Origin of the sequence: Bradyrhizobium sp. UNPF46, assembly GCF_006658625.1 — a bacterium.
Taxonomy (GTDB): domain Bacteria; phylum Pseudomonadota; class Alphaproteobacteria; order Rhizobiales; family Xanthobacteraceae; genus Bradyrhizobium; species Bradyrhizobium nitroreducens.
The window spans coordinates 139215-162245 of sequence record NZ_LFJB01000086.1 but is presented as its reverse complement, the minus strand read 5'-3'; the positions used below and the strand labels follow the sequence as shown (position 1 = coordinate 162245).

Below are 23031 nucleotides of genomic sequence, written 5' to 3'. Positions count from 1 at the left end.
CGTGGCCTTGAGCAAATCCACATTTGCTCAAATATGGAACAGGGGCAGCGCGACGCAGATCAAACCGACGATAGCCTGCCCAGGCGTTTAGGTTCGTGAACGCAGGCGGGCATAGGTGGACTTAACCAGCTCATCGAGGGCGGTCGCCGCGTCTTTGTTGAGATTGGGATCGTCACGGATGATCGTGGAAATCTGGGCGAGCGGGCTCGCGCCACCGAATCCCATCTGAGGGACACCCATAAAGCGATCGGCTGATAGCCCCAGCCAATGCGTAAGGGCGGTCAAGCTGTCCACGTCAGGCCGTTTTCCCTGCGAAAGGCGTGTCAGGGTCGAAGCGCTGACCCCCGACTCCTCCGACACATCCTTCCAAGTCAAACCGCGGGCAATGCGTTCGGCGTCGAGCGCCGCGCTTAGCGCACCAACCTGGAACTGGGTTGTCTCATTTTTTTTTGATTTCACTCTTGCAATTCTCCGTCAAGGATGCAATATTCAATTTCACATTAGCAATTTAGTTTCACTATTGCAAGGAGGTTTTGATGAGCCAAGACAAGGAAGATAAAGAGAAAAAGCCTGATCCGGGCTCTGGACATGCCGGTGATGGAGACCATGGGGGTGGCGATTCCGGTCCCGGAGGTGATTACGGCGGCGGCGACCCGGGTCCCGGCGGCGATCATGGCGGCCACGGCGAGAAGATCACGGTCCTGGTGAACGAAAAGCCGGTGACCTTCGAAAAGGAGAAGCAGACGGGTCTTTCCATCAAGCAGGCGGCTATCGCGCAAGGCGTGCAAATCCAGATCGATTTCGTCCTGAGCATCGAGCGTGGCGGCGGCAAGACGGAGCTCATCGGTGATGGCGACTCCGTGAAGGTGCGTGACGGCGACCGTTTTCTCGCAATTCCGAACGACGATAACTCATGACCCAAATGCAGCCCCAGATCGAGAAGGCGATCGGCGAAATCCGATCGTCGTTTCCGGGCCTCAATGTAGAGGCGGAAGCGGATGGCGCGGGTGGCGCGCATGTCATCGTCCATGATGTGCCACTCGGTCCGCCTTATGCGCAACAGACAATCTGGGTCGGCTTTCAAATCACGTTTCAATATCCGTATGCGGATGTGTATCCGCATTTCACCTGTCCCAACCTTGCGCGCACTGATGGCAAGCCTTTGGGCGAGGGTATCGGTAATGGCGCCAATTTTCGCGGGAAGCCCGCGGTTCAACTCTCGCGCCGTTCCAACAAACTGAACCCCGCAACCGATACTGCGGCGCTTAAACTCCTGAAAGTGATGCAATGGCTCCGAACGCACCCGTAAGACCGTGGCGACTGACAATTCCCGAAGACATGTATGCAAAGCTCACACAGCATCTGTTTCCGGGCGACGGCGACGAGCACGGCGCGATCATCCTCGCGGGTCTTTGTGAATCCGACCGGGGATTGCGCCTCGTTGCGCGCGAGCTGCACCTTCCGGTCGATGGCGTGGATTACGTCCCCGGGAAATACGGCTATCGCATGTTGCGCGCCCAGTTCATTCAAAGCCGTATTCTACGAGCCCGCGATATGAAGCTTGCCTATCTGGCAATTCACAATCACGGCGGCACGACCTCGGTAGGGTTTTCGTCAGATGACTTCGCCTCGCATGAGCGGGGGTATCCTGCGCTTCTCGATATTTCGCGCGGCATGCCGGTGGGAGCGCTTGTCTTCGCGCGGCAGGCGGTCGCAGGCGATCTCTGGTTTGCGGGCAATAAGCGGGCCGAACTGGGCACGGCCGAAATTGTCGGAAACCGCCGGCAGCATATTTTCCCAACACTGCCGGGGAAACGTTCTGCCGATCCTGCGTATGACCGTCAGAGCAGACTCTTCGGTGATGCTGGGCAAGAAATTCTTTCCAAAGCCCGCGTCGGAATCATCGGGCTTGGCGGCGGGGGCTCGATCTTGGCGGAGCTGCTCGGACGGCTTGGGGTTGGGGAGTTCGTGCTGGCCGATCCCGACAAGGCCGAGTTCACGAATTTGCCGCGCTTGATCGCGGCAACTGAAAGGGACGTCTGGCCTTCCTGGCTCCCAGTCTTTCTTCGCGAGCGGTTTCGCCGGTTCAAGGTCGATATGGCCGCGCGCAATATCAAACGCGCTAACCGCCACGCGAAAGTCACGTCCCTCGCGCGCGATTTTCTGGATGCCGATGTCGCCGAGAAATTCAAGGATTGCGATTATCTGTTCCTCGCAGCCGATACGATGAGCGCCCGTCTGCTCTTCAACGCGATTGTCAATCAATATGGCATCGCAGGCGTGCAGGTCGGCGCTAAAATTCCCGTCGGGCCGCATGGCGAGGTTGGCGACGTGTTTTGTGTGTCTCGTACGGTCAGGCCCGGTCATGGGTGCCTGTGGTGCAATGGCCTGATTAATCCCTCACGTCTTCAAGACGAGGCCGTGCCGGCGAGTGCAAAGAAAGGTTACGCTTATGTCGATGACGCCGGGGTTTCTGCCCCAAGCGTTATCACAATGAACGCGGTTGCGTGTGCGCACGCTGCCGATGACTTTCTCTTTCACATGACCGGCCTCAAGAACGAAAATGCCGAAGCTGGATGGTTTCGGTGGAATGCTCGGAAAGGATTGGCGAGCTATGATAGCCCGCGGAAAGACCTCGAGTGTATGGAATGTTCCGGCGCAGAGCATAGCCGGCTGGGTCGCGGCGATAATTTCCCACTTCCCACGAGGCCCAGGAGTTAAGGGCCTTTTTTTTCCCGGCAGTGGTACAGAGTATCATCTTTGATGACCGTGACGATTTCCTTGTCCTTATCGACATCGCGGCGTATGAGCACTCCCGGCAGATGCAAGGCGAGAAGGCCTGCCTCATCTTTGCCGGTCGAGGTCGCGTCGAGGATGCTGTGGCCGTACATGCGCCGCATGCCAGGTGACGCTTGATTATAAGAATCAACCGTCGATATCTCGGTGATCCATGTGAAATGCGGCAAGTGCATTCTTGCGAGTACGTCCTTAAGATCGTCGCAGGCGGTGCCTTGAGTGATGTGCTTGCGATACCCAGATGCTGACGTGAGATAGGTGCGCAGCACGATTTTTTTGTTTTTGTGGGCTTCGATCAATTCATCGAGCAATCGGTCATTAATTGATGCGCCTTGATCAGCAAGCTTTGCCCGGATCGAGGCCATGTTGGCGATGGCGAACTCCAGTCGCCCGACGGCAGTGCGTTCAGCCGCGCGTGCGGTGGCGAACACGCGCATAGGCATCAAGGCTACCCCGAACACAGCATGTTGCTCGACGTTGAGGTCGATCGGATTCGTGGTGCTGAAGCGATGTCGGACAAGCTGATTGTTATCGAAGTTGTGAGCTTTCGCCGATTGATCGGTCCGCGGCAACAGCATATAGGGTCCTGCCTGATCATCATGAACAATGTAGGCTGGCACATATTCTGCCAATTGATTGGTTGGCGTGCTCTTTGATGCGAATACACGGCCGACGACGGTTACGGCGTGTCCAAGTGAGCGATCGACGCGTAATCCCAAGATGACAGGTAGTCCCGATTCTACATACGGAAGGATGTCAGCAGCGATATCTTTGCCTGCACCGTCGATGTACAGCGGTTGAAAGCCCATTTCATGAATGGCGTGGATCATATGATCGGGCGTGAGAAATTCCGAGCCTGCCGGAAGAGATGTTGCCTGATAGGCAGTCGTCGGAGCAGCCATTCTTGTGATGTCGGCGACCGAGAGCCAATTGTATTTGTGGCGCTGATGCATGTGGCGTGCGCCAATCCAGATGGCCACTTGGGCGCAAGCGCCGACACGCGAATCTTGTTGCATAAAGGAAGCGGACGAAACATCGAGCTCCGCGCCAAGCAAATTGGCGCGGACGTCGGCCCGGCACGTGACGACGGATTCCAGGCTAGCGCCAGTTGGTCCGGCTTGGAGAAGGGCAGTGCGTCCGATCGGAGCGCTCGGCAGTGGCCGCACCACGCAAAAGCCAAGGTAGCTACGCTTCGACGTTCTTTGAAGCGCGGCTACCCGTTCACTCCACGAGGGAAGAGCAAGAATATTGCCCACATCTTCCTGGAAGAAATGGACACGCTCGCAATGACGGTCGTAGGTGCGGAAAGTCTGGGCGTAAAACCGGCGGTAGTCGGCCGAGTAGTCACGATCGATGTAACGCGATTCGACAAGATACGATTTGGCGCCGACGGTGATGAGATGGCGGATAATGCTCTGAACGGGTCGTTGGTGAGCTCCGCCTAGAACACCCGCGAGCGTTGCCCAGTCTGCGCTAGTCTCCAGTTTGCCTACGGCGTAATCCAAGTTCATCGGCGATCGTTCTCTTACGAGCGAAATTCATTGGTCTTCCAAAATCGGAGGAAAGAATCAGAGCGCTATCTTAGCGCAAATTTCTTGACGTCCTGCGCTGCCTTGATCGCGTTTTCTTGAATTTGTTCGATATCGCGGATCGTCTGCTCGTCGCTCTTGAGCGTGAAGCCGATAGATTCGGCGCTCAACTCAATGCGTTGAGAAGTAGGCGGGATGGTGGTTGGCGCTGCGGGCGTTTTTTCGGTCACAATCGTGGCGGTTGCTAGAGGTTGTCTGAAAAGGACATGCGGGCCACACGCTTCAGGCAGGCGCCTGGGGATCAGCACGAAATCCACCGAATCATTTAGGGCCGGACAGGCTGCTTCGTCAATCGAAGACCTGGGACGTCCGCTCCCTGAAGGCCTGCAAACAGTGAATTTCACCTTTCGTTCTGTATGCCGCACTAACCAGGTCGTTCCTGTGAGTTAAGGTATTGTTTTAAAAGAGAAATTAAAGAGATTTGGTAAATCTCGATGTTGATATGCACACGTCATTTCGTCTTCAAAAGAAATCGACGCGAATTCCTGCTTTTGCTGGTCAGCAAAGGCATCGGCGGCAGCAAAGCTGCTGACGAGATTACAACGGCAGCGCCAGCTGTGGTTCTACGTCGTCGACACGATGCAGCGCCGATAGCGAGACTCCCAGGAGCCGGACCGGCTTGGGGACCGGCATCTCGTTCTGCAGCAAAGCAACCGACAGGCGTTCGAGGTCGCTGCGGCTCGAAACCGCGCCGGGCATCGACCTGCTGCGCGTAATCACCTCGAAGTCGTTAAATTTTACCTTTAGGGTCACCGTCCGCCCCCGCGTTGCCTTGCCTTCGCAGTGCTTCCAGACCTTGTCGATCAGTGGCTCAAGTTCGGCAGCCATGGCTTCGAACTCGGTCAGGTCGTTGGAGAAAGTATTCTCTGCGCCGACCGACTTCCGGATTCGGTCCGCGCGAACCTCGCGATTATCGACGCCTCTCGATATCCAATAATAGTATGCGCCCGCCTTGCCGAAATTCGCCTGCATGAATTCGAGCGACTGATTGCGCATGTCGAGCCCCGTGTAGAGGCCCAGCGCATTCATCTTGGTGGTGGTCGCAGGCCCAATGCCGTGGAATTTGCCGACAGGCAGTGATTCTACGAATGCCGCGCCCATCTCCGGCGTGATGACGTACTGGCCGTTAGGCTTGCGGTGGTCGGAAGCGAGCTTTGCCAGAAACTTATTGTAGGAGATGCCGGCCGAAGCGTTGAGGCCGGTCACCTCCTTGATCTTCGCACGGATCGCCAACGCGACGTCCCGCGCCAGCGGAATGCTCTGCAGATTTTCGGTCACGTCGAGGTAGGCCTCGTCCAGTGACAGCGGCTCGATGATCGGGGTGTGTTCGGCGAAGATTTCACGGATTTGCAGGGAGACCGCCTTGTACACCTCGAAGCGCGGCTTGACGAAGATCAGGTCTGGGCATTGTCGCTTCGCGGTAACCGATGGCATGGCCGACCTGACGCCGAACTTGCGCGCTTCGTAGCTGGCCGCCGCCACGACGCCGCGCTCCCGGGATCCGCCGACGGCGACCGGCTTGCCGCGAAGATCCGGATTGTCCCGCTGCTCGACCGATGCGTAGAAGGCATCCATGTCGATGTGGATGATCTTGCGCTGGCGGCTCGGGGAAGCCGCTTGGTCGTCATCGTCCTCGATGGTCACGTCGCTAGCCCGGCCGTATCTTCCTTGACGCCGCGGGCGACAATCCGGAGCGTTCCGTCGGCAAGCGGCCGCTGCAGCTTCAGGGCCTCGTCCAGAGGGGCCGTCATCCAGGCCTCCACTTCGTCCGGCGTTGTCAGGATCACCGGCATCGCCTTGGGGTGGATGGCACCGACCTCCGCATTCGGCTCGGTCGTGAGGAACGCGTAGAGGTCGTTGGTCGTCTCGCCTTCCTTGACCTTCCGGACGGACGTCCAGTTGGTCCAGATGCCGGCGAAGCAGGCGAGGGGGCGGGTCTCGTCGAGCGCGAACCAGATATCACCGCCCTCGGCCTTGTTGAACTCGCTGAAGGAGTTGAACGGCACCACGCAGCGGTTTTCGGCTTCCAGCCATCTCGTCCAGTGCTTGCTCTTCACGTTGCGGATGTTCGTCGTGCCGCCGTCCGGCTCCATCCGTAGCAGCTCCTTGAAATCGACGGTCTTGCCCTTGGCCTGCAGCTTCTCGGCCCGTTTCTTGGTGGCGTCCATCAGCGCTTTTGACGACGACGGCATTCCCCAGCGCGCCGTGGCGAGTTCGCGGCCCTCGGCCCCGTTGCGCACGATCGGTGCCTTGTAATCGGGAAAAACCCCGGGCATCGGCGCCAGATTGCCGACGTATCGGTTCACGACGCGGAACAGCGCGCTGATGGCGGCCTGGTTGGTCGTGATCGAGTAGAGATTGCACATCGGTCAGGCTTCGGTCCGAGGGTGGCGCGGCTGCCAAGCTAATTGTAGCAGAGTCGCGGAAGGACGCCGGCCCGCCTTGGCGCATTTGCGGCAGCGCAGCCGGCTGGCGAGATCGTGCACGAAGGTGGTCGGCGGATGCTTCATCGCCGCGAGGTCAACGTCGCTCGGCGCCTTGCAGCGCGCGCACTGGATCTCCAGCCAAGGGAAGCCGCCATTCACGGCTTGGTCGATCGTCGGGGATGGATCAATCGGTTCTCCGTCTGACGGCATGCGTTCGTTCCAACTCTCGCATAGCAGCTTGTCGGCCCGCTGGATGAGCGCTTCCCCCTTCGCCCGCGTCTCCGCCGATTGGGTAGCCAGGATGTTGGCCATTGCCCGCGCCTTGCCGAGCTCCTTCGCCAGAGCCTTTCGGTCGCCGCCCGACAGCGGCGTAGGGTGATACTTCGGGGCCATCCGGACATCCAGGCGCTAAAAGATCGGATTGGCGATCCGGAGCGGGCTACGGCGTCTCGAACGCCGGCCAGCACCCGTCTTCCTCATGCCTGCCGGTGCGCTGCTGGCAGGTGTTGTCGAGCAGCCTCTGCGCCACGTCCTTCCAGACGGCGTTGCCGCCATATAATCGGACTGCATCGGCGGTCTGGATTTCCACGGTTCGCTCGCAGCGGCGGCTGGAGACGCGCAGGATGTGGCGCTGAATGTCCGATAGACGTCGCTGCCGCATCTCGGCCCCGGTCGTGCCGGCGCGAGGATCTTTGAGTACCGATTCCCAGTATTCGGCCGGGAGCGGCGCATCTGGAGCCGCAGCGGGAGGAGCCGGCCTGCGGGCGGCTTGAGCGGCCAGTTTTTCCATCTGCTTCGGGGTCGGCATGCGCCAGCTCGCGGGTCGATCGGTCATTCTGAATTAGAACATAAAGAGAACAAAAGTCGAGTCCGCTCGGGCAGGCATCTGAGAAAAAATCACCAAGTTGGGAGGGGAGCGATGTCGGAACCAAGCCGGGCCGTTCGTCTTGAATCCAGCGTCAGTATCGGAGTTCCCCCGTCATGGCCCCCCGCGCTAACTGGAAAGGCTTCCTCCGCCTTTCCCTGGTCACCTGTCCCGTCGCGCTGTATCCGGCCACGTCGGAATCCGAAAAAGTCTCCTTCAATCAGCTCAACCGGAAGACCGGCCACCGCATCAAGTATGCGAAGGTTGATGCCGACACCGGCGAGGAGGTGCCCAACGAGGACATCGTCAAGGGCTACAAGGTCGACACCGACACCTTCATAGAGGTGACGAAGGAGGAGCTTGAGAACGTCGCGCTGGAGTCGACGCGAACGATCGAAATCGACGAGTTCGTCGACCGCAGCGAAATCGATCCCAGGTATCTGATCCGTCCCTATTACCTAGTACCGGACGGAAAGGTTGGCCATGACGCCTTCGCGGTCATCCGCGAAACGATCCGCGAGATGAACAAGGTCGCAATCGGTCGCGTGGTGCTGACTAACCGCGAGCACATCATCGCGCTCGACCCGCTCGACAAAGGCCTGATGGGAACGCTGCTGCGGTATCCGTACGAAGTTCGCTCCGAAAAGGAATATTTCGACGACATTCAAGACGTCAATGTCACCAAAGATATGCTCGATCTCGCCAGGCACATCGTCAATCAAAAGGCAGGTCATTTCGAGCCGGACAAGTTCGAAGACCAATACGAAACCGCGCTCATCGATCTCATCAACCAGAAGCGCGCGGGCAAACCGATCACGGCGAAGGAGCGTCCCAAAGGCAACAACGTGGTGGACCTGATGGATGCGCTGCGTAAGAGTATCGGCGGCGAGAAGGCGGCAGCGACAGAGGCGCCGAAAAAGCCAGCCAAGAAGGCGCGCAAGGCGACGGCCGGGCAGAAGGAAATGCTCATGCCGATTGCCGGCAAGAAGCCGGCGAAGGAGGCTGCGGCAAAGAAGCCGGCGGCGAAACCGCAGCGGAAGTCGGCTTAAGGACTGATTAAGCGGCGACCTTGCCAATTCCGAAACGAGTTTTGAGCGCCTGAACCATTTCGGCAAACGATTCGACGCGAGCGGCTTGGGGAGGGAGTTTGGTCACGCTCGATAGTCGAAGATAGCGCTTGGTCATAGCCACAGCCGGAATCAATACGCAGTCGGCAATCTCGCGGTTGGCGGCGCCCAGTCTCAGCACAGCCAGCATGTCGGCTTCTATCTCCTGCCGCCGGTAGACGCGCCAATGCGTGGTGTGGCCAGGCTTCAGCTTCTTCGTTTGGCGGGCGACCATGAACGTTACGCGAGCCGTTCCCTGCACCTTGATGGTGTGATCGACCGCCGAGATGTCCGACGGATGTGCCCGGATCGACGCCAATACTTCCGCAACATAGGCCGCGTGCTTTCTGATCACCTCAGCCCAGGAGTTCCGGGTGTCGATCCAATCGCAGTCGCGCTTCGTGACGTATCCGATGCGCTCGAACGCCGCTCTCAACGTTCCGAAATGCAGAACGAATGCCGACACCGAGGGTACTCCTGGCGTCTCATTGATCAGCCTGCTGCTGAGCCTGCCTTTACGATGAAGTAACAGTCGCAATCTGCGCAGCATCTCGTCTTCGGGCAGCTCCATGCGCCGTTCTGCCAACATCTTCTGCGTTCGCGCGAACAGGTTGGCATCGACGACGGGGTCGATGACACCGTTGTGCCGAACCCATTGATCGGAAGGATTGGCGATCAGTTTCTGACCGAGCCGGCGTGACGTTCTGTTGTAGACGAGGTTTCCGACATAATTCTCGTTTCCGAGGATCGTTCGCACCTTGCCATCGGTCCATCGGACTTTGTCCCCGCAGGGCACAAGGTTCCGATTGAGCCGGCGGGCTATCTCGGTAAAGGACAGCCGATCGGTCACGAATGCATGAAATATCCAGCCGACGACGGCCCTCTCTTCCTCCGAACCGAGAACGAGCTTGACGCGGTCCGTCTTCAGCGCCTTGTGCTGGCCTTTCGACAGTTGGCCTCTCGACTGATGGGCCTCATCGAGTAACTCCCGGCGCAGTCCAAAGCCAACCGGCCCGCCCACGCGATAGCCGAGACCGGCGATCCGGGCTTGTCCGGCATGCACCTTGACCCCCAGCTCCCGGCTCCATTCACCTGCCATTGCCCGCTTGATGTTCTTGGCGATGTTGGACAGCAGACTTCCGTCATTGCTGAACTGCTCAGCGCAGTAGACGACCTTGATGCCGTTTTTCTTGCAGATGAATTCGTAATACGCGCTTTCGTCGACATCCTGGAATCTTCCCCAGCGAGTGACGTCATACACAAGGATGTGGTCGTAGTCCGCCCGCCCGGAACTGGCATCGTCGATCAATTCAGTCAGCCCGGCCCTGTTCCTGATCCGGAGTCCACTGCGCCCATCGTCCCTGTAGGTTCGAACGATCGCGAGATTGTTTTGTTGCGCATAGATCGCGATCGTCGCAGCCTGGTTCTGGATCGAATACCGTTGATCGTGTGTCGACATCCGAAGGTACTGCGCGGCCCGCAACGTCCTGTCGCGTTTCGCAACATTCGTGCCCTTGCGTATGACGAGCGAGTTGGCCATCGGCCTCACTGCCTGGCTTGGCTCGAGGTATGTTATCGAAGCCCCGGAGCTGGATTGATTGTTTGGCTGAATTAGCCCAGCGCCTTCATCTTGACGCTGGTTGACGGCAATTATGAGACCGGCGACCAGGCAACGGAAGTCGGCATGAGGCAAAGGCGCGTCCTTCGTTGGGTGGGCGCGTCCGCTGGCCGCGGACCGGGCTCTCGTGAACCGTGCCGCTTCGCGTCACGGCCATGCGGCTTCGATCCCTCGCGCGATCACGAGTCGCTCGCCGGAGGCACTCGCTCTCGGTCCCGCCGTCACTTCGTTCCGGCGTCGCTATCACTGCCCTTCGTTCGGGTGCCTTCTTAACCGGTCTCGCGACTGCAGTCGCCTCGGGTCCCGCGGTCATTTCATGCCCGCGTCGCTATCACTGCCCCTTCGTCGGCTGCCTTTTTCCCACGCCTCCGCTTCGCTTCGGAGCTTTTTTTAAGGCACGAAGCCACGTGATGAATCCGTATTCCGTGTCACTTCCTTGAGTTTGTGTCGCGCGGCAGAGAGTGAGAGGGAAGTCGATTCCTCTGTGACGGGTTGGAGGTCGAGAGAGAGTCTCCCGATCGCCCGTCGTGGAGACTCCGACATGGCAAGCGCCGTTCAGAAAATCAAACTCAGTCCCTCCCGTGATATTCCCTTCAACAAGCTGGTGCTCAGCCAGTCCAACGTTCGGCGCGTCAAGGCCGGCGTCTCGATCGAGCAACTGGCAGAGAGCATCGCCCAGCGCACGCTGCTGCAGAGCCTGAGCGTTCGTGCGGTCGTCGATACCGACGGTCAGGAGACCGGCATGTTTGAAGTACCGGCGGGCGGGCGGCGGTATCGTGCGCTTGAACTGTTGGTGAAGCAGAAGCGCATGGCCAAGACCCAGCCCGTGCCGTGCGTGGTCCGGGACGGTGGCATCGCCGAAGACGATTCCCTAGCCGAGAATGACGAGCGGATGGGCCTGCACCCCCTCGACCAGTTTCGCGCATTCCAGAGCTTGCGTGACGGCGGGATGAGCGAAGAAGAGATCGCCGCACGTCACTTTGTGAAGCCTGCGATTGTCAAGCAGCGCCTGCGGCTAGCGTCGGTCTCGCCGAAGCTGCACGAGGTCTATGCCGAAGACGGCATGACACTCGAACAGCTCATGGCGTTCTCGGTCACTGCCGATCACGCCCGCCAGGAACAAGTCTGGGAGAACGTCAGCCGGTCCGGTAGTGACGAGCCATACCAGATCCGCCGCATGCTCACCGAGAACACGGTACGCGGGTCAGATCGCCGGGCGCAGTATGTCGGAATCGATGCTTACGAGCAGGCTGGGGGCCCGGTCCTTCGGGATCTGTTTGAGAATGACGATGGCGGTTGGCTCCAGGACGTCGCGCTCCTCGACCGTCTCGTCACCGAGAAGCTGAAGATCGAAGCCGAGGCAATTGCGTCCGAAGGCTGGAGGTGGATTTCGGTCGCGGTCGATTTCTCATACGGTCACACCGGGGGCTTGCGAGAATTGGAAGGAAAGCCTGTAGATCTCACAGTCGAGGAGCAGGCGACCATCGATGCGCTCAACGGCGAGCGTGACAGGCTCGAGGCCGAATATCAGGATGCGGACGAATTGCCCGACGCCGTAGACCAGCGTCTGGGTGAGATCGAAGCGGCGCTACTGGCCTTCGAAGACCGATCCGTGGCCTACGATCCCGCCGATATCGTTCGTGCCGGCGTCTTCGTCAGCATCGATTCCGAAGGGCGGCTCTCGGTAGATAGGGGTTATGTCCGACCGGAGGACGAGGCGCCCGTGGCCGATCCCGAGATCGGGCAGGGAGTCGCTACGTCATCGACCGGAGGCCAAGATGTTGCGGCCTCGGTGCCTGGCACAGTCATTTCGGTCGCGGGTAACCCGACCGAGGCTGAAGAGGACGACGAGGACGTCGCAAAACCTCTGCCGGATCGGCTCATCATAGAGTTGACGGCACATCGCACATTGGCGTTGCGGGATGCACTGGCGGAAAATCCGGCGATAACGTTCCAGGCGGTGCTGCACAACTTCGTGCTGACGGCCTTTTACCGGTTCGCTTCGGGCGGCGGCTGTCTGGAGATCGGGCTTCGCACACCGACTTTTCCCACTCAAGCTCCCGGGCTGAGGGAGAGCGTGTCCGCGAAGGCCGTTGCGGCGCGGCACGAGTCTTGGAAAGCGCGGTTGCCGCAGAGCGAGAACGCTCTCTGGGATGCGTTGACCACCCTCGATGGTGACGCACAGGCTTCCCTGTTCGCTCATTGTGCGTCATTTGCGGTGAACGGGCTCTACGAACCTACCAACCGCTTCAATCAAGGCCGTGTTTCCGCCCAGGGCGTTCGCACCCGGCTTGACCACGCGGATGTCCTGGCGCGGGCCGTCGGGCTCGACATGGTCCAGGTAGGGTGGAGACCAACGGTCGACAACTATCTCGGCCGGGTCACAAAACACCGCATCCTCGAGGCGGTCAGGGAAGCAAAGGGCGAGCCGTCGACGCAACTGATCGACCATCTGAAGAAGGCCGATATGGCCAAAGAAGCCGAGCGCCTTCTCGAAGGTGCAGGCTGGTTGCCGGAGCCGCTCCGTCTCGTCGACGCGACGTCGGCGCAAGAGCAGGATGGCGAAGCCGGACCGCTGCCCGAGTTCCTTGCCGACGACGAGGACCGAGACAGCGCCAGCGACGACGATCGGCCACAACTCGACGCAGCAGAATGACTTCTTGATCGCAGGCAGCTTTTGTTGCCGCGCACGCTTTGGGGACCGGCGTCGTCGCCGGTCTCCGTTCTTTGTGCGGGCTTGAGAGGGAGAGGGCGGCCGGGAAGGGTTTGAGCCGTCGCGGTCTGAGGAGAGCGCCTGACGGTTCGACCCATTCCCGCTCTCCCGAGACATCCTCCCATGACCGAACCTCTCGCCGGCGGCGCCGTCGCGCCGCTTTCAATCCGTGCCACCGCATCTCTCACCTCCGCCGTCATCAGAGCTGCGCGACAGCTCTTGACCGATCTCGAACGCGGGCGTCGCGTCGATGCTGCTGTCCTTCGCAGCGCGATGGAGGCTGCCTTCGGCGCCTCCGACGCGACCGGCGCCTGGAACTGGAAAATTGCCTACGACGCCTGTGAGGTGGCGACCGTCCTTTTCCTTCGAAAATTCGGCGCGGGCATCCGTGCCAGGGCCGGTTCGCCGCCCGCCATGCTGCCGATGCTCGCGAAGATCGCGGCTCTGCTCCCGACCCATACACGGCGTTCCCTGGAAAGCGAGATGTTTCAACAATTCTCGACGCCGATCCCGCTTGGCTTGGCCGCATGCACCGCGGCTGGCGTTACATCTGATGACCGCGTTCTGGAACCGTCAGCGGGGATTGGCTTGCTTGCCATCTATGCGGAGCTCGCCGGCGGCACCGTGGTGCTGAACGAGTTGGCCGAGGATCGCGCCACCTTGCTCGATCATCTGTTTCCCCGGACTAGCGTGACGCGGTTCGACGCCGCACAGATCGACGATCACCTCGATGTCGACATTGTTCCGAGCGTGGTTCTGATGAACCCGCCATTCTCGGCGATGGCGAACGTCGATCGCCGCATGGCGGATGCAGCTCTCCGGCACATCACTTCAGCCCTGGCGCGCCTTTGCGACGGCGGGCGTCTTGTCGCCTTCACCGGAGCGAACTTTGCCCACGACAATCCAGCTTGGATCGACGCCTTCGAACGTCTCCAGGAATGTGGGCGTGTCGTGTTCTCTGCCGCAATCGATGGCGCTGTCTTTGCGAAACATGGGACCCAAGTCGATACAAGGCTGCTTGTGATCGACAAACAGCCCGCCGTCGACCCGACCGTGTTTCCCGTCTCGCCGGGCATGGCGAGCGATGTCGCCACATTGCTCGACTGGGTAATCAAGCATGTGCCGCCCAGGCTGGCATTTGCAGCCCCGATTCCGGTCAACGCCATCAGGCGTCCTGTGATGCCACGAGCGGTCGGCGCTTCCACAGCGTGCCCGTCGTCTACTCCGACGCTGCTAGCACCAGAAGGCGTTGAACTCTCCTACGAGACGGTCGAGTGGACTCCGCCGGAAGGCGGCCGGCTGACCGAAGCGCTCTACGAGGAATTCGTGCTGCAGTCGATCCGTATTCCCGGATCCCACGCGCATCCGACAAAGCTCGTACAATCCGCGGCGATGGCGTCTGTGGCGCCTCCGAAACCATCTTATCGGCCACACCTGCCTTCGAGTCTGGTAGGTGACGGACTCCTGTCGGCCGCCCAACTTGAAAGCATCATCTATGCTGGCGAGGCTCATTCGGACTTTCTTGCCGGCTCCTGGACGGTCGATGCGACTTTTGACGTCGTAGCCGCCGCGCGTGACGATGCTTCGAATGCCGTCCGCTTTCGCCGCGGCTGGTTTCTGGGCGACGGCACAGGCGCCGGCAAAGGCCGGCAAGTCGCGGGCATCCTGCTCGACAACTGGCTGAAGGGCCGTCGTCGTGCGATCTGGATCAGCAAGTCGGACAAGCTGATCGAGGATGCGCAGCGCGATTGGTCAGCGCTCGGCATGGAGCGGCTTCTCGTTACGCCCCTGTCGAGATTCCGCCAGGGGACACGGGTCCGGCTAGCGGAAGGCGTCCTCTTTACCACCTACGCTACGCTGCGCACCGATGAGCGAGGCGAAAAGCTTTCGCGCGTGCAGCAGATCGTCGAATGGTTGGGCTCGGACTTTGACGGCGTCATCATCTTTGACGAGAGCCACGCGATGCAGAACGCGGTTGGCGGTAAGGGCGAGCGCGGTGACCAGGCCGCGTCACAGCAGGGGCGTGCGGGGCTTCGCCTCCAACACGCGTTGCCGAACGCCCGCGTCGTCTACGTCTCCGCGACGGGCGCCACGACGGTGCACAATCTTGGCTACGCCCAGCGGCTCGGCTTGTGGGGCGGCGATGACTTCCCATTCGCCACCCGTGCGGAATTCGTCGAGGCGATCGAGCAAGGCGGCGTTGCCGCAATGGAGGTGCTGGCGCGCGACCTTAAGGCGCTTGGCCTCTACGCCGCCCGCTCGCTCTCTTACGAAGGCGTCGCGTACGAAATGGTCGAGCATCAGCTTACGCCCGAGCAGGTCCGCATCTACGATGCCTATGCCGGCGCGTTCAGCATCATCCACAACAACCTCGAAGCCGCGATGCGGGCCGCCAATATCACGGGCGAAACCGGCACGTTGAATGGACAAGCGAAGTCTGCGGCCCGGTCTGCCTTCGAAAGCGCCAAGCAGCGCTTCTTCGGTCATCTCTTGACCTCGATGAAGACTCCGTCACTGATCCGGTCGATCGAGCACGATCTTGACGCTGGACACGCCGCCGTCATCCAGATCGTCTCGACCGGCGAGGCCTTGATGGAACGCCGTCTGGCCGAGATCTCGACTGAAGAGTGGGCCGACGTCCAGGTCGACATTACCCCGCGCGAATATGTCCTCGACTATCTCGCTCATTCCTTCCCGGTTCAGCTCTATGAGCCCTTCACCGACTCGGAGGGCAACCTCTGCTCCCGGCCGGTCTATCGCGACGGCCAACCAGTCGAGAGCCGGGAAGCCGTCGCGCGCCGCGGCCGTTTGATCGAGAAGCTCGCCTCGCTGCCACCGGTGCCGGGGGCGCTGGATCAGGTCGTCCAGCGCTTCGGGACCGACATAGTGGCCGAAGTGACGGGTCGCTCGCGCCGGATCATCCGAAAGGGTGATCGGCTGGTGGTCGAGAACCGCGCCGGCTCCGCCAACCTCGCTGAGACCGCGGCCTTCATGGACGACGTCAAGCGCATCCTGGTGTTCTCGGACGCCGGCGGCACGGGGCGCAGCTATCATGCCGAGTTGTCGGCACGGAACAGGCGGCTGCGTGTTCATTACCTGCTCGAACCTGGTTGGAAAGCGGACGCCGCCATTCAAGGCCTCGGCCGCACCAACCGGACCAACCAGGCGCAACCGCCGTTGTTTCGCCCCATCGCAACCGACGTTAAGGCCGAAAAGCGCTTTCTCAGCACCATTGCCCGCAGGCTCGATACGTTAGGGGCCATCACGCGCGGTCAGCGGCAGACCGGCGGGCAGGGCCTGTTTCGGCCCGAAGACAATCTCGAAAGCCAGTATGGCCGCGATGCCCTGCGACAACTCTACACGCTTCTGGCGCGTGGCAAAGTCGACGGCTGCTCGCTCGAGAGGTTTGAGGATGCGACCGGCCTGAAGCTTTTGGATACCAATGGGCTGAAGGACGAGTTGCCGCCGATCACGACCTTCCTCAACAGGTTGCTGGCGCTCACCATCGAGTTGCAGAATATTCTCTTCACCGCCTTCGAGCAGTTGTTGACCGCCCGCATCGAGGGCGCAATCGCGTCCGGCACCTATGATGTCGGGCTGGAAACGCTCCGCGCCGAGAGCTTTGTCGTGACCGACCGACAGACGATTTATGAGCATGCGGCAACCGGCGCCGAGACGAGGCTGCTCACGATTACGCAGCGCGAGCGCAATCGTCCTTTGAAGCTGGATGACGCGCTTGATCGGCTCTCCGATCATCGTGCTGTCCTGTTGATCAATGATCGGTCGGGTCGTGCCGCCGTTCAGGCATCGGCCCCAAGCTTCATGCTGGATGACGGCGAGATCGAACGGCGGGTCCGGTTGATCCGTCCGATGGAGCAGCACAGCGTCCCCCTGAAGATGATGGAGAACAGCCATTGGGTCGAAGCAGATCGCGAGCGCTTTGCCGCGGCCTGGCGGGCGGAACTTGCGGAAGTGCCCGAGTTCACGGAGAGAGCGATCCACGTCGTGGCAGGCTTACTGCTGCCGATCTGGAAGCGGCTGCCAAACGAGTCGACCCGCGTTTATCGTCTGCAGACCGATGTCGGCGAACGCGTCATCGGTCGCAAGGTCTCGGCCGTCTGGGTCGCAAACGCCCTTACGACCGACGCGCCCAAGCTGACGCCGGACGCTGCGTTCGCTGCGCTGATCGAGGGACGAGCCGTTCTCGACCTGGCTGAAGGCCTTCAACTTCGCCGCGTCCGAGCCATGGGGGCACATCGCATCGAGCTCTCTGGCTATACCGATGCCATGCGCGACCGGCTCAAGGCCTACGGCCTCTTCCACGAGATCATCTCGTGGAAGCTGCGCATGTTCGTGCCGTCAGACGCGGCAGGCGTGGAGATCCTGGCGAAGGTCCTCGACCATTATCCGATCGTGCGCGTCGGCGAACGGGAGGCCGCGTGATGGCCCGCGACGCCTCTGAATTGGCGCACCGCCTCGCGCGCGAGGCCGAAGCGGTGTGCCGGCACTATCTCTCCAACGGCCGGCGAGAAGGGCGGTACTGGCTGGTCGGCGACGTTCACAATACACCGGGTCGCTCGATGTTTGTGCGTCTACAGCAGTCGACGAAGGGGCCCGCCGGTAAATGGACCGATGCTGCGACCGGCGAGCATGGGGATCTCCTCGATGTCATTCGCGAAAGCCAGGGCTTGCGCGATTTCCGCGAGGTTGCCGAGGAGGCAAGACGCTTTCTGAAGCTGCCTCGCACCGAACCGGAACTCGCCCAAAAGTCGGTCTGTCCACCAGCACCGTCCGGATCACAAAATGCCGCAAGACGGCTGTTTGCGATCTCAAGTCCAATTGAGGGGACTGTGGTCGAGACATATTTGCAACGTCGTGGAATTGCCCACGTGCACCACGGTGGGAGCCTGCGCTTCCATCCACGCTGCTACTACCGACCTGACGAGCACTTGCCGACCGAAACCTGGCCGGCAATGATTGCCCGCGTCACCGACATCGCTGGTCGGATCACCGGCGTGCACCGTACCTGGCTCGATCCGGAAGACTTCGATCGCATTCGATTAGGCAAAGCTCCGATCGAAACGCCACGACGGGCGATGGGCGACCTGCTCGGCAACGCGGTTCGTTTCGGCTTGGCGGATGACGTGCTTGCCGCCGGCGAGGGGATCGAAACCATGCTGTCGTTGCGCTGTGTGCTGTCGACCCTGCCGATGGCCGCAGCACTCTCCGCCAATCACCTCGGTGCTATCGACTTCCCACTGAGTTTGCGCCGGCTCTACATTGCCCGCGACACCGATGCCGCCGGAGACACTGTGGTGGCAGTTCTGACGCAGCGCGCGAAAGCAGCCGGCATCGAAGCGATCAGATTGTCGCCCCGGCTGGGTGACTTCAACGAAGATCTGCATATCTTCGGCCTCGATACTCTCTGGGCTGGGTTACGGATGCAACTCGTACCGGAGGACGTCGATCGCTTCCTGCCGGCGTCGATTGCGGTCGCATAAGGTCCCGCGCCATGGATCAATGTCGACAGATCAGCCAGGTGAGGGGCACCCCGCCGGGCTTGGTCGCGCTCACGGCCTTCTAGAGGGCGATCGGACGGCAAGCGGCCCGACCCGGCAATGGCTGCGCCCGGCTATTTTCCGCCGCGCGCCGGCATCGAGAAAACACGTCTTGGATGATTGAATGGCGCGCTTTGCATCGCGAGGCAAAATAGCCGGCCTCCGCCATCCTCCGCTATCGCTGCGGCCCTCCGCTTCGCTTCGGGTTCTGGTCCGTTCCGCCTGCCGCCTGAGCAATCGCCACGAAGGCCGCGATGGGCGCGGCCAATCCGACAAGGAACCGTCTCCCATGACCGATCATGACGACATCGAACCACCGCACTCCACGTCTCCGACCGAACACGTCCTCAACGAGCTGCAGCTCTTCGGCCACCGTCCATTCGACGACCAACCCGATCCGAGACCGCTTCCCGAGGGCAAGATGATCACCGGCGCTGTCGCCGATATCTTCGATGCCCTGGTTGCCACCCTAAGCGACACCCGGCTTGAACCTGATCTCGAGGATCTGCTCTGGTCGACCGTCAACTTGTTCCACCGTGCTGGGGACCGGATTGGACGCGAACTCGACAACAACGAGCAAGCGCAACGCAAGAGTCAGCACGAGCAGAACGGCTCGGAGGTGAGATCGGTCGAACTGGAGCGACTGACGGCCGAAGGCATCACGTTGATCGAGCGCCGCAATTGTCTGGAACTGTTCCGCGATCAGGCCATCGAGCGCTTTGAGGCCCACACTGGTTCGATCTGGCGCCCCCGATCGGGATCACTTATCAACCACCGCGCGCTGACCGCGGCGATGATCGACTCCAGAGACTATCTCGCCGCCAAGCGCCGCGCCGAAAACGAGGTCTTGTTGCCGTCCGGGCCGAAGATCGCACTCACCGGCGGCCTCGACTTCAACGATCACCGTCTGATCTGGGATCGCCTCGACAAGGTCCACGCAAAGCATCCCGACATGGTCCTGGTCCACGGCGGTTCGCCGAAGGGCGCTGAACTGATCGCCGCCAAATGGGCGACTAACCGCAAAGTGCCGCAGGTCGCTTTCAAACCGGATTGGATCAAGCACGCCAAGGCAGCACCGTTCAAACGCAACGACGCCATGCTCGAACTACTGCCGATCGGCCTCATGCACTTCCCAGGCACGGGAATCCAGGACAATCTCGCCGACAAGGCGAAGCGTCTCGGCATTGCCGTTTGGAAGTTCGGCGGCGTGTGAGCGCCGTCTTGGCTACTTTCCGAAATTAGGCGGAGTCGCATGCGCCGCAACTCCGCCAAGTTTCGACTTTATGTCCAAAATTGCGCCGCGGTGGTGGTGGAAGGCGCGACCGTTCCCTCTATGCAAACGGAGCCACCACCATGCTTGCCCTTGGACTTGTTCTCAACACCGTCGGTCTCGGCTTGTTCTGCTGGCTGATCTTCGCGCTTGCGGTATATGCCGTGCCGTTTTTCGTCGCCGTCAGCATCGGCATGTTGGCGTTTAATAACGGAGCTGGCGTCGTCGGCGCCGTTCTGGTTGGCACTTTCGCCGGCGCATCGACGCTGGTTCTGGGTCAAATCGCTTTTGCAATGACGCGGTCTACAATCGTGCGCGCGGCCATCGGGACCGTTTTCGCTGTCCCGGCAGCCATTGCCGGCTATCATGTGATTCTCGCAATGGCGCAGATCGGAGTGCCTTCCCTGGCTTGGCGTGAAGTCTTCGCTTGTCTCGGCGCAGTTTCCGTTGGCGCTACGGCATGGGTACGATTGACCATCTTCGCCGAACCCCGCCCGTTGGTAGCGATCGGGGCTTAGAGGAGCCGAGCCTCACTCGCCGTTCTTCCCCTGCCCGCCACGTGCGGCGCATAGTCCTCCGCCACCTTCATCATCGAACAGGTTTGCGTAAATCAGCGCATTGAAGGGAGGATCGTCGAGCTTGAGCGAGGAGTAGCATCCTTCCTTCCGGAGGGCATCGAGCAGACTGCGCCGATCTCGGCCCGGCCCACATGGATTCGATGGTGGGGTGGTACGTTAGAGGCCATGGTCTGCTGACAATGCCGCCGTTTCCTGCACCTCGTTTCTTTCTCTACGCCCAAACGTTGCTACCTCTTGTTCGTCACAACCGAGATGCGCCAAGTCTTCTCCCGACATTGTGGTTCAGCACGCGGACGCACGTGGCCTCATTGATGGCTCGATCTGGCCGAAGACCGGCTACGCCTCGATCGTCTGAGCCGCAACGCCGTCGCTTAAGACTTTCTTCCCCTGGGCTAACGCCCATTCCTCGCGAGGCAAGAAAGTCTTCACGCCGGCGTCCTCCGCTACGCTGCGGCCCAAGCGGGTGCGTCGCCGATCGTCCTCGGCCTGTAGATCGCCATCGAGGCCGCGGTGGTCGCGGGCTCGAAACACAACAGGAGAAGTGACATGGCTACCATCGGTTCTTTCAAGAAGGTCGGAAACGATTTCCAGGGCGAGATCGTCACTCTGAGCTTGCAGGCCAGGGGCGTTCGCATCGTGGCTGATGCCAACCGCTCCAACGAAAACGCTCCCAGCCATCGCATCTACGTGGGCCGAGCCGAGAACAGCGCAAGTCACCGAAAATATCTATGATACCCCAACTGGCCGCGTCCGACTGATTCCGCAGGGCGCGCGCTTAATCGGGACATATGACAGCCAGGTCGCATTCGGGCAGTCGCGCGTGCTCCTAGTCTGGACCAGACTGTTACTGCCGAATGGGCGATCGATCGTGTTGGAACGACAAGCCGGCGCGGACCCCGCAGGAATCTCCGGCCTCGAGGATGAAGTCAACAATCACTGGAAAGAGTTACTCGGGGCTGCGGCGCTCTCGACCCTGCTCGCTGTAGGCACTGAGGTGAATTCAGGAGCGGACGTCAACAACACTAACAGTGTCGTAATTCAAGCGCTACGGCGTTCGACCGGGCAATCTCTAAACCAAACAGGCGAACAGTTGGTTCGACGCAATCAAAACATCCAGCCGACCCTGACGATCCGTCCGGGATTTGCGGTACGGGTGATGGTCACCCACGATCTCGTGCTCGAACCTTGGAGGGATAGCGCAACATGACTAAGCTTAAAATTCAATCATTTGAGGAGGCTAAGCCCGTCAAGGTTACACTTGAACTGCCGGCAAGCGTTCATCGAGACTTGGTCGTCTACGCCGAGCTTCTTGCACGTGAGTGCGAACAACCTGTCCGGGATCCGCTGAAACTGATCGTCCCCATGTTATCGCGCTTTATGGCAACAGATCGAGCCTTTGCGAAGCTTCGACGCACACATCAAGTTTTTAGGAAACGCGAGGGATAGCGTTCGGAAAGTAGCTTCAAGAAAGTTCCGAGCGCAGGATTTTCATTATCGCTTTTCCAGTAGGCTGCATAATTCATTACGCTAGGTCCGCAACCGTCACGAAGCTCCCTATATGTGAGACCGGAGAAATTGGCGCCAATATCTGATTCGAGAACAAGGCTGACACCGACTTTCATTGTGACCAGGCTCTTTACTGCGCCGCGGCTTATATCATGAAGTTCAATCTTCGGCCGATCGTCGGGTGAGGACAGCTTCGATACCAACAGATCCTCAATTTCGCGCCCAGGGTCGTACTGACTCAAGATAACTGTTTCGCTCCGCAAGTCGGTCCAGTAAACGACGTCACGCCTCGCCAACGAATGTTCCACGGACAAGGCGACCAAAACACGTTCGTTCCAAAGCGATTTTGTATTTATGTTTGGAAATGGAATCCCACGCGTCAGGATAAGTACGTCAAGCACGCCATGGCGGAGCGCAGACATTAGATGCGCACGTCGTCGTTCCGCAGTAACGACTTCGATCTGGGGAAACTTGTGAAGGAGATCGAGGAGCGATTCTCTCAGATTGCCAGCGGTGAGAGATGTGCAGAATCCAATTGCGAGTCGACCAGCTTCCCCTCGGCCACTTGCTCTTGTAGTAGTGGCAAGCGTGTCCACCTGATCGACTATTGAGCGCGCTACCCTCAAGAAGTTACGGCCGGCCGGAGTCACGCGCACTCCACCGCTGAATCGCTCGAATATATTGGCTCCAAAGTTGTATTCGAGTAGTTGAATTGAACGGCTGAGCGTCGATTGTTTGATGGAGAGCGCTTCGGCGGCTTGTCGGAAGCTGCCGTAATCGGCCGCTGTGATCGCGTGTTGAAGTTGATCAAAATTTAAACTAAGGGGCCGTCCTCCCCTCAGGAGCCCGGGAAAACTGGGACGCTCCATGATAGCCACACCATCCAGATGAAAGATGGTGATGGTTGTACATAGAAATAAGACGATTCTTGGTTGTTAATTCAGTGGGTCTAAGTCATCGGTGATTGCGTTCTATTCCAGCGGCGAAGTTGCAAGAGCATTTCCGC

The 23031-nt window shown here is 60.1% G+C and carries 19 protein-coding genes and 3 pseudogenes; 12 read left to right on the top strand and 10 right to left on the bottom strand.

Annotated features, from left to right (window positions below; translation table 11 throughout):
- Positions 1-87: 87 nt before the first annotated feature.
- A complete protein-coding gene (locus tag UNPF46_RS31505) occupies positions 88-459 on the bottom strand; it encodes a helix-turn-helix domain-containing protein (protein ID WP_142252627.1) in 372 nt (123 codons plus the stop codon).
- 77 nt (positions 460-536) lie between these two features.
- Between UNPF46_RS31505 and UNPF46_RS31500 the strand changes: the two genes are divergently transcribed.
- From UNPF46_RS31500 to UNPF46_RS31490, 3 genes are read left to right on the top strand one after another with little or no spacing between them, the layout of a single operon-like run.
- Positions 537-917 carry a multiubiquitin domain-containing protein gene (locus UNPF46_RS31500; protein WP_142252626.1) on the top strand — a complete coding sequence of 127 codons (381 nt, stop codon included), beginning with the start codon at positions 537-539 and terminating at the stop codon, positions 915-917.
- Positions 914-1309: an E2/UBC family protein gene (locus UNPF46_RS31495; protein ID WP_210248362.1), complete on the top strand. Its 396-nt coding sequence runs from the start codon at positions 914-916 to the stop codon at positions 1307-1309. Before UNPF46_RS31500 ends, UNPF46_RS31495 begins: the two co-directional genes overlap by 4 nt.
- Positions 1310-1338: 29 nt before the next feature.
- Entirely contained in the window at positions 1339-2721 is a 1383-nt protein-coding gene (locus UNPF46_RS31490; protein ID WP_210248361.1) for a ThiF family adenylyltransferase, read from the top strand.
- Here UNPF46_RS31490 and UNPF46_RS31485 read toward each other — a convergent pair.
- The 6 genes from UNPF46_RS31485 to UNPF46_RS31460 all read right to left on the bottom strand — a co-directional run bounded on the left by UNPF46_RS31485 (position 2718) and on the right by UNPF46_RS31460 (position 7646).
- Positions 2718-4307 carry a hypothetical protein gene (locus UNPF46_RS31485; protein ID WP_142252624.1) on the bottom strand — a complete coding sequence of 530 codons (1590 nt, stop codon included), beginning with the start codon at positions 4305-4307 and terminating at the stop codon, positions 2718-2720. The two genes, UNPF46_RS31490 and UNPF46_RS31485, sit on opposite strands and share 4 nt — an antisense overlap.
- A gap of 65 nt (positions 4308-4372) precedes the next feature.
- Entirely contained in the window at positions 4373-4642 is a 270-nt protein-coding gene (locus UNPF46_RS31480; RefSeq protein WP_142252623.1) for a hypothetical protein, read from the bottom strand.
- 280 nt (positions 4643-4922) lie between these two features.
- Positions 4923-6029: a DNA polymerase IV gene (dinB, locus tag UNPF46_RS31475; protein WP_142252622.1), complete on the bottom strand. Its 1107-nt coding sequence runs from the start codon at positions 6027-6029 to the stop codon at positions 4923-4925.
- Positions 6026-6751 (bottom strand): SOS response-associated peptidase, encoded by a 726-nt coding sequence (locus tag UNPF46_RS31470; RefSeq protein WP_142252621.1) that lies wholly within the window; start codon positions 6749-6751, stop codon positions 6026-6028. Before UNPF46_RS31470 ends, dinB begins: the two co-directional genes overlap by 4 nt.
- A 3-nt stretch (positions 6752-6754) precedes the next feature.
- Positions 6755-7204 (bottom strand): hypothetical protein, encoded by a 450-nt coding sequence (locus UNPF46_RS31465; RefSeq protein ID WP_142252620.1) that lies wholly within the window; start codon positions 7202-7204, stop codon positions 6755-6757.
- Positions 7205-7250: 46 nt separating this feature from the next.
- Positions 7251-7646, bottom strand: coding sequence for a hypothetical protein (locus tag UNPF46_RS31460; RefSeq protein WP_181770198.1), 396 nt, complete (start codon positions 7644-7646; stop codon positions 7251-7253).
- Positions 7647-7792: 146 nt separating this feature from the next.
- Here UNPF46_RS31460 and ku point away from each other — a divergent pair, with 146 nt between their 5' ends.
- Positions 7793-8725, top strand: coding sequence for a non-homologous end joining protein Ku (ku, locus tag UNPF46_RS31455; protein ID WP_142252618.1), 933 nt, complete (start codon positions 7793-7795; stop codon positions 8723-8725).
- 7 nt (positions 8726-8732) lie between these two features.
- Here the strand turns inward: ku and UNPF46_RS31450 are convergent, their stop codons facing one another.
- Complete coding sequence (locus UNPF46_RS31450) at positions 8733-10322, bottom strand: recombinase family protein (RefSeq protein ID WP_142252617.1); 1590 nt, start codon at positions 10320-10322, stop codon at positions 8733-8735.
- Positions 10323-10941: 619 nt separating this feature from the next.
- On the opposite strand from UNPF46_RS31450, the gene UNPF46_RS31445 reads away from it, so the two are divergent.
- The 5 genes from UNPF46_RS31445 (at position 10942) to UNPF46_RS31425 (ending at position 20459) form a co-directional block, all read left to right on the top strand.
- Positions 10942-13056: a ParB/RepB/Spo0J family partition protein gene (locus tag UNPF46_RS31445; protein ID WP_142252616.1), complete on the top strand. Its 2115-nt coding sequence runs from the start codon at positions 10942-10944 to the stop codon at positions 13054-13056.
- Positions 13057-13236: 180 nt separating this feature from the next.
- Positions 13237-17556 (top strand): strawberry notch family protein, encoded by a 4320-nt coding sequence (locus UNPF46_RS31440; RefSeq protein WP_142252615.1) that lies wholly within the window; start codon positions 13237-13239, stop codon positions 17554-17556.
- Positions 17556-18614: a DUF7146 domain-containing protein gene (locus UNPF46_RS31435; RefSeq protein WP_142252614.1), complete on the top strand. Its 1059-nt coding sequence runs from the start codon at positions 17556-17558 to the stop codon at positions 18612-18614. Before UNPF46_RS31440 ends, UNPF46_RS31435 begins: the two co-directional genes overlap by 1 nt.
- Positions 18615-18960: 346 nt before the next feature.
- The gene (locus UNPF46_RS31430) at positions 18961-19884 is read left to right on the top strand and encodes a DUF2493 domain-containing protein (RefSeq protein WP_142252613.1); all 924 of its coding nucleotides are present in this window, start codon (positions 18961-18963) and stop codon (positions 19882-19884) included.
- A 140-nt stretch (positions 19885-20024) separates the two neighbouring features.
- The gene (locus UNPF46_RS31425; protein ID WP_142252612.1) at positions 20025-20459 is read left to right on the top strand and encodes a hypothetical protein; all 435 of its coding nucleotides are present in this window, start codon (positions 20025-20027) and stop codon (positions 20457-20459) included.
- Positions 20460-20471: 12 nt separating this feature from the next.
- Here UNPF46_RS31425 and UNPF46_RS38420 read toward each other — a convergent pair.
- A pseudogene (locus UNPF46_RS38420) lies at positions 20472-20668 on the bottom strand (DUF736 family protein); the annotation flags it as partial.
- Positions 20669-21065: 397 nt separating this feature from the next.
- On the opposite strand from UNPF46_RS38420, the pseudogene UNPF46_RS31410 reads away from it, so the two are divergent.
- The 3 genes and pseudogenes from UNPF46_RS31410 to UNPF46_RS31400 form a co-directional block, all read left to right on the top strand.
- Positions 21066-21242, top strand: a pseudogene (locus UNPF46_RS31410) (DUF736 family protein); the annotation flags it as partial.
- Positions 21220-21726 (top strand): annotated as a pseudogene (locus UNPF46_RS31405) (TraB/TrbI/VirB10 family type IV secretion system protein); the annotation flags it as partial. The pseudogenes UNPF46_RS31410 and UNPF46_RS31405, both read left to right, overlap by 23 nt.
- On the top strand, positions 21723-21965 hold the full coding sequence (locus UNPF46_RS31400; RefSeq protein WP_142252611.1) for a DUF2274 domain-containing protein: 243 nt from the start codon (positions 21723-21725) through the stop codon (positions 21963-21965). The pseudogene UNPF46_RS31405 and the gene UNPF46_RS31400, both read left to right, overlap by 4 nt.
- On the opposite strand, the gene UNPF46_RS31395 is transcribed toward UNPF46_RS31400, so the two are convergent.
- Positions 21938-22894 (bottom strand): LysR family transcriptional regulator, encoded by a 957-nt coding sequence (locus UNPF46_RS31395; RefSeq protein WP_142252610.1) that lies wholly within the window; start codon positions 22892-22894, stop codon positions 21938-21940. The genes UNPF46_RS31400 and UNPF46_RS31395 overlap by 28 nt on opposite strands.
- Positions 22895-23031: the final 137 nt, after the last annotated feature.

Coding starts and splice junctions, on each gene's coding strand:
- UNPF46_RS31450 (WP_142252617.1), bottom strand. CDS start 10,322: ATGGCCAACTCGCTCGTCATACGCAAGGGCACGAATGTTGCGAAACGC.
- UNPF46_RS31400 (WP_142252611.1), top strand. CDS start 21,723: ATGACTAAGCTTAAAATTCAATCATTTGAGGAGGCTAAGCCCGTCAAG.
- UNPF46_RS31445 (WP_142252616.1), top strand. CDS start 10,942: ATGGCAAGCGCCGTTCAGAAAATCAAACTCAGTCCCTCCCGTGATATT.
- UNPF46_RS31425 (WP_142252612.1), top strand. CDS start 20,025: ATGCTTGCCCTTGGACTTGTTCTCAACACCGTCGGTCTCGGCTTGTTC.
- UNPF46_RS31395 (WP_142252610.1), bottom strand. CDS start 22,894: ATGGAGCGTCCCAGTTTTCCCGGGCTCCTGAGGGGAGGACGGCCCCTT.
- ku (WP_142252618.1), top strand. CDS start 7,793: ATGGCCCCCCGCGCTAACTGGAAAGGCTTCCTCCGCCTTTCCCTGGTC.
- UNPF46_RS31430 (WP_142252613.1), top strand. CDS start 18,961: ATGACCGATCATGACGACATCGAACCACCGCACTCCACGTCTCCGACC.
- UNPF46_RS31435 (WP_142252614.1), top strand. CDS start 17,556: ATGGCCCGCGACGCCTCTGAATTGGCGCACCGCCTCGCGCGCGAGGCC.
- UNPF46_RS31495 (WP_210248362.1), top strand. CDS start 914: ATGACCCAAATGCAGCCCCAGATCGAGAAGGCGATCGGCGAAATCCGA.
- UNPF46_RS31490 (WP_210248361.1), top strand. CDS start 1,339: ATGTATGCAAAGCTCACACAGCATCTGTTTCCGGGCGACGGCGACGAG.
- UNPF46_RS31460 (WP_181770198.1), bottom strand. CDS start 7,646: ATGACCGATCGACCCGCGAGCTGGCGCATGCCGACCCCGAAGCAGATG.
- UNPF46_RS31470 (WP_142252621.1), bottom strand. CDS start 6,751: ATGTGCAATCTCTACTCGATCACGACCAACCAGGCCGCCATCAGCGCG.
- UNPF46_RS31440 (WP_142252615.1), top strand. CDS start 13,237: ATGACCGAACCTCTCGCCGGCGGCGCCGTCGCGCCGCTTTCAATCCGT.
- UNPF46_RS31500 (WP_142252626.1), top strand. CDS start 537: ATGAGCCAAGACAAGGAAGATAAAGAGAAAAAGCCTGATCCGGGCTCT.
- UNPF46_RS31485 (WP_142252624.1), bottom strand. CDS start 4,307: ATGAACTTGGATTACGCCGTAGGCAAACTGGAGACTAGCGCAGACTGG.
- UNPF46_RS31465 (WP_142252620.1), bottom strand. CDS start 7,204: ATGGCCCCGAAGTATCACCCTACGCCGCTGTCGGGCGGCGACCGAAAG.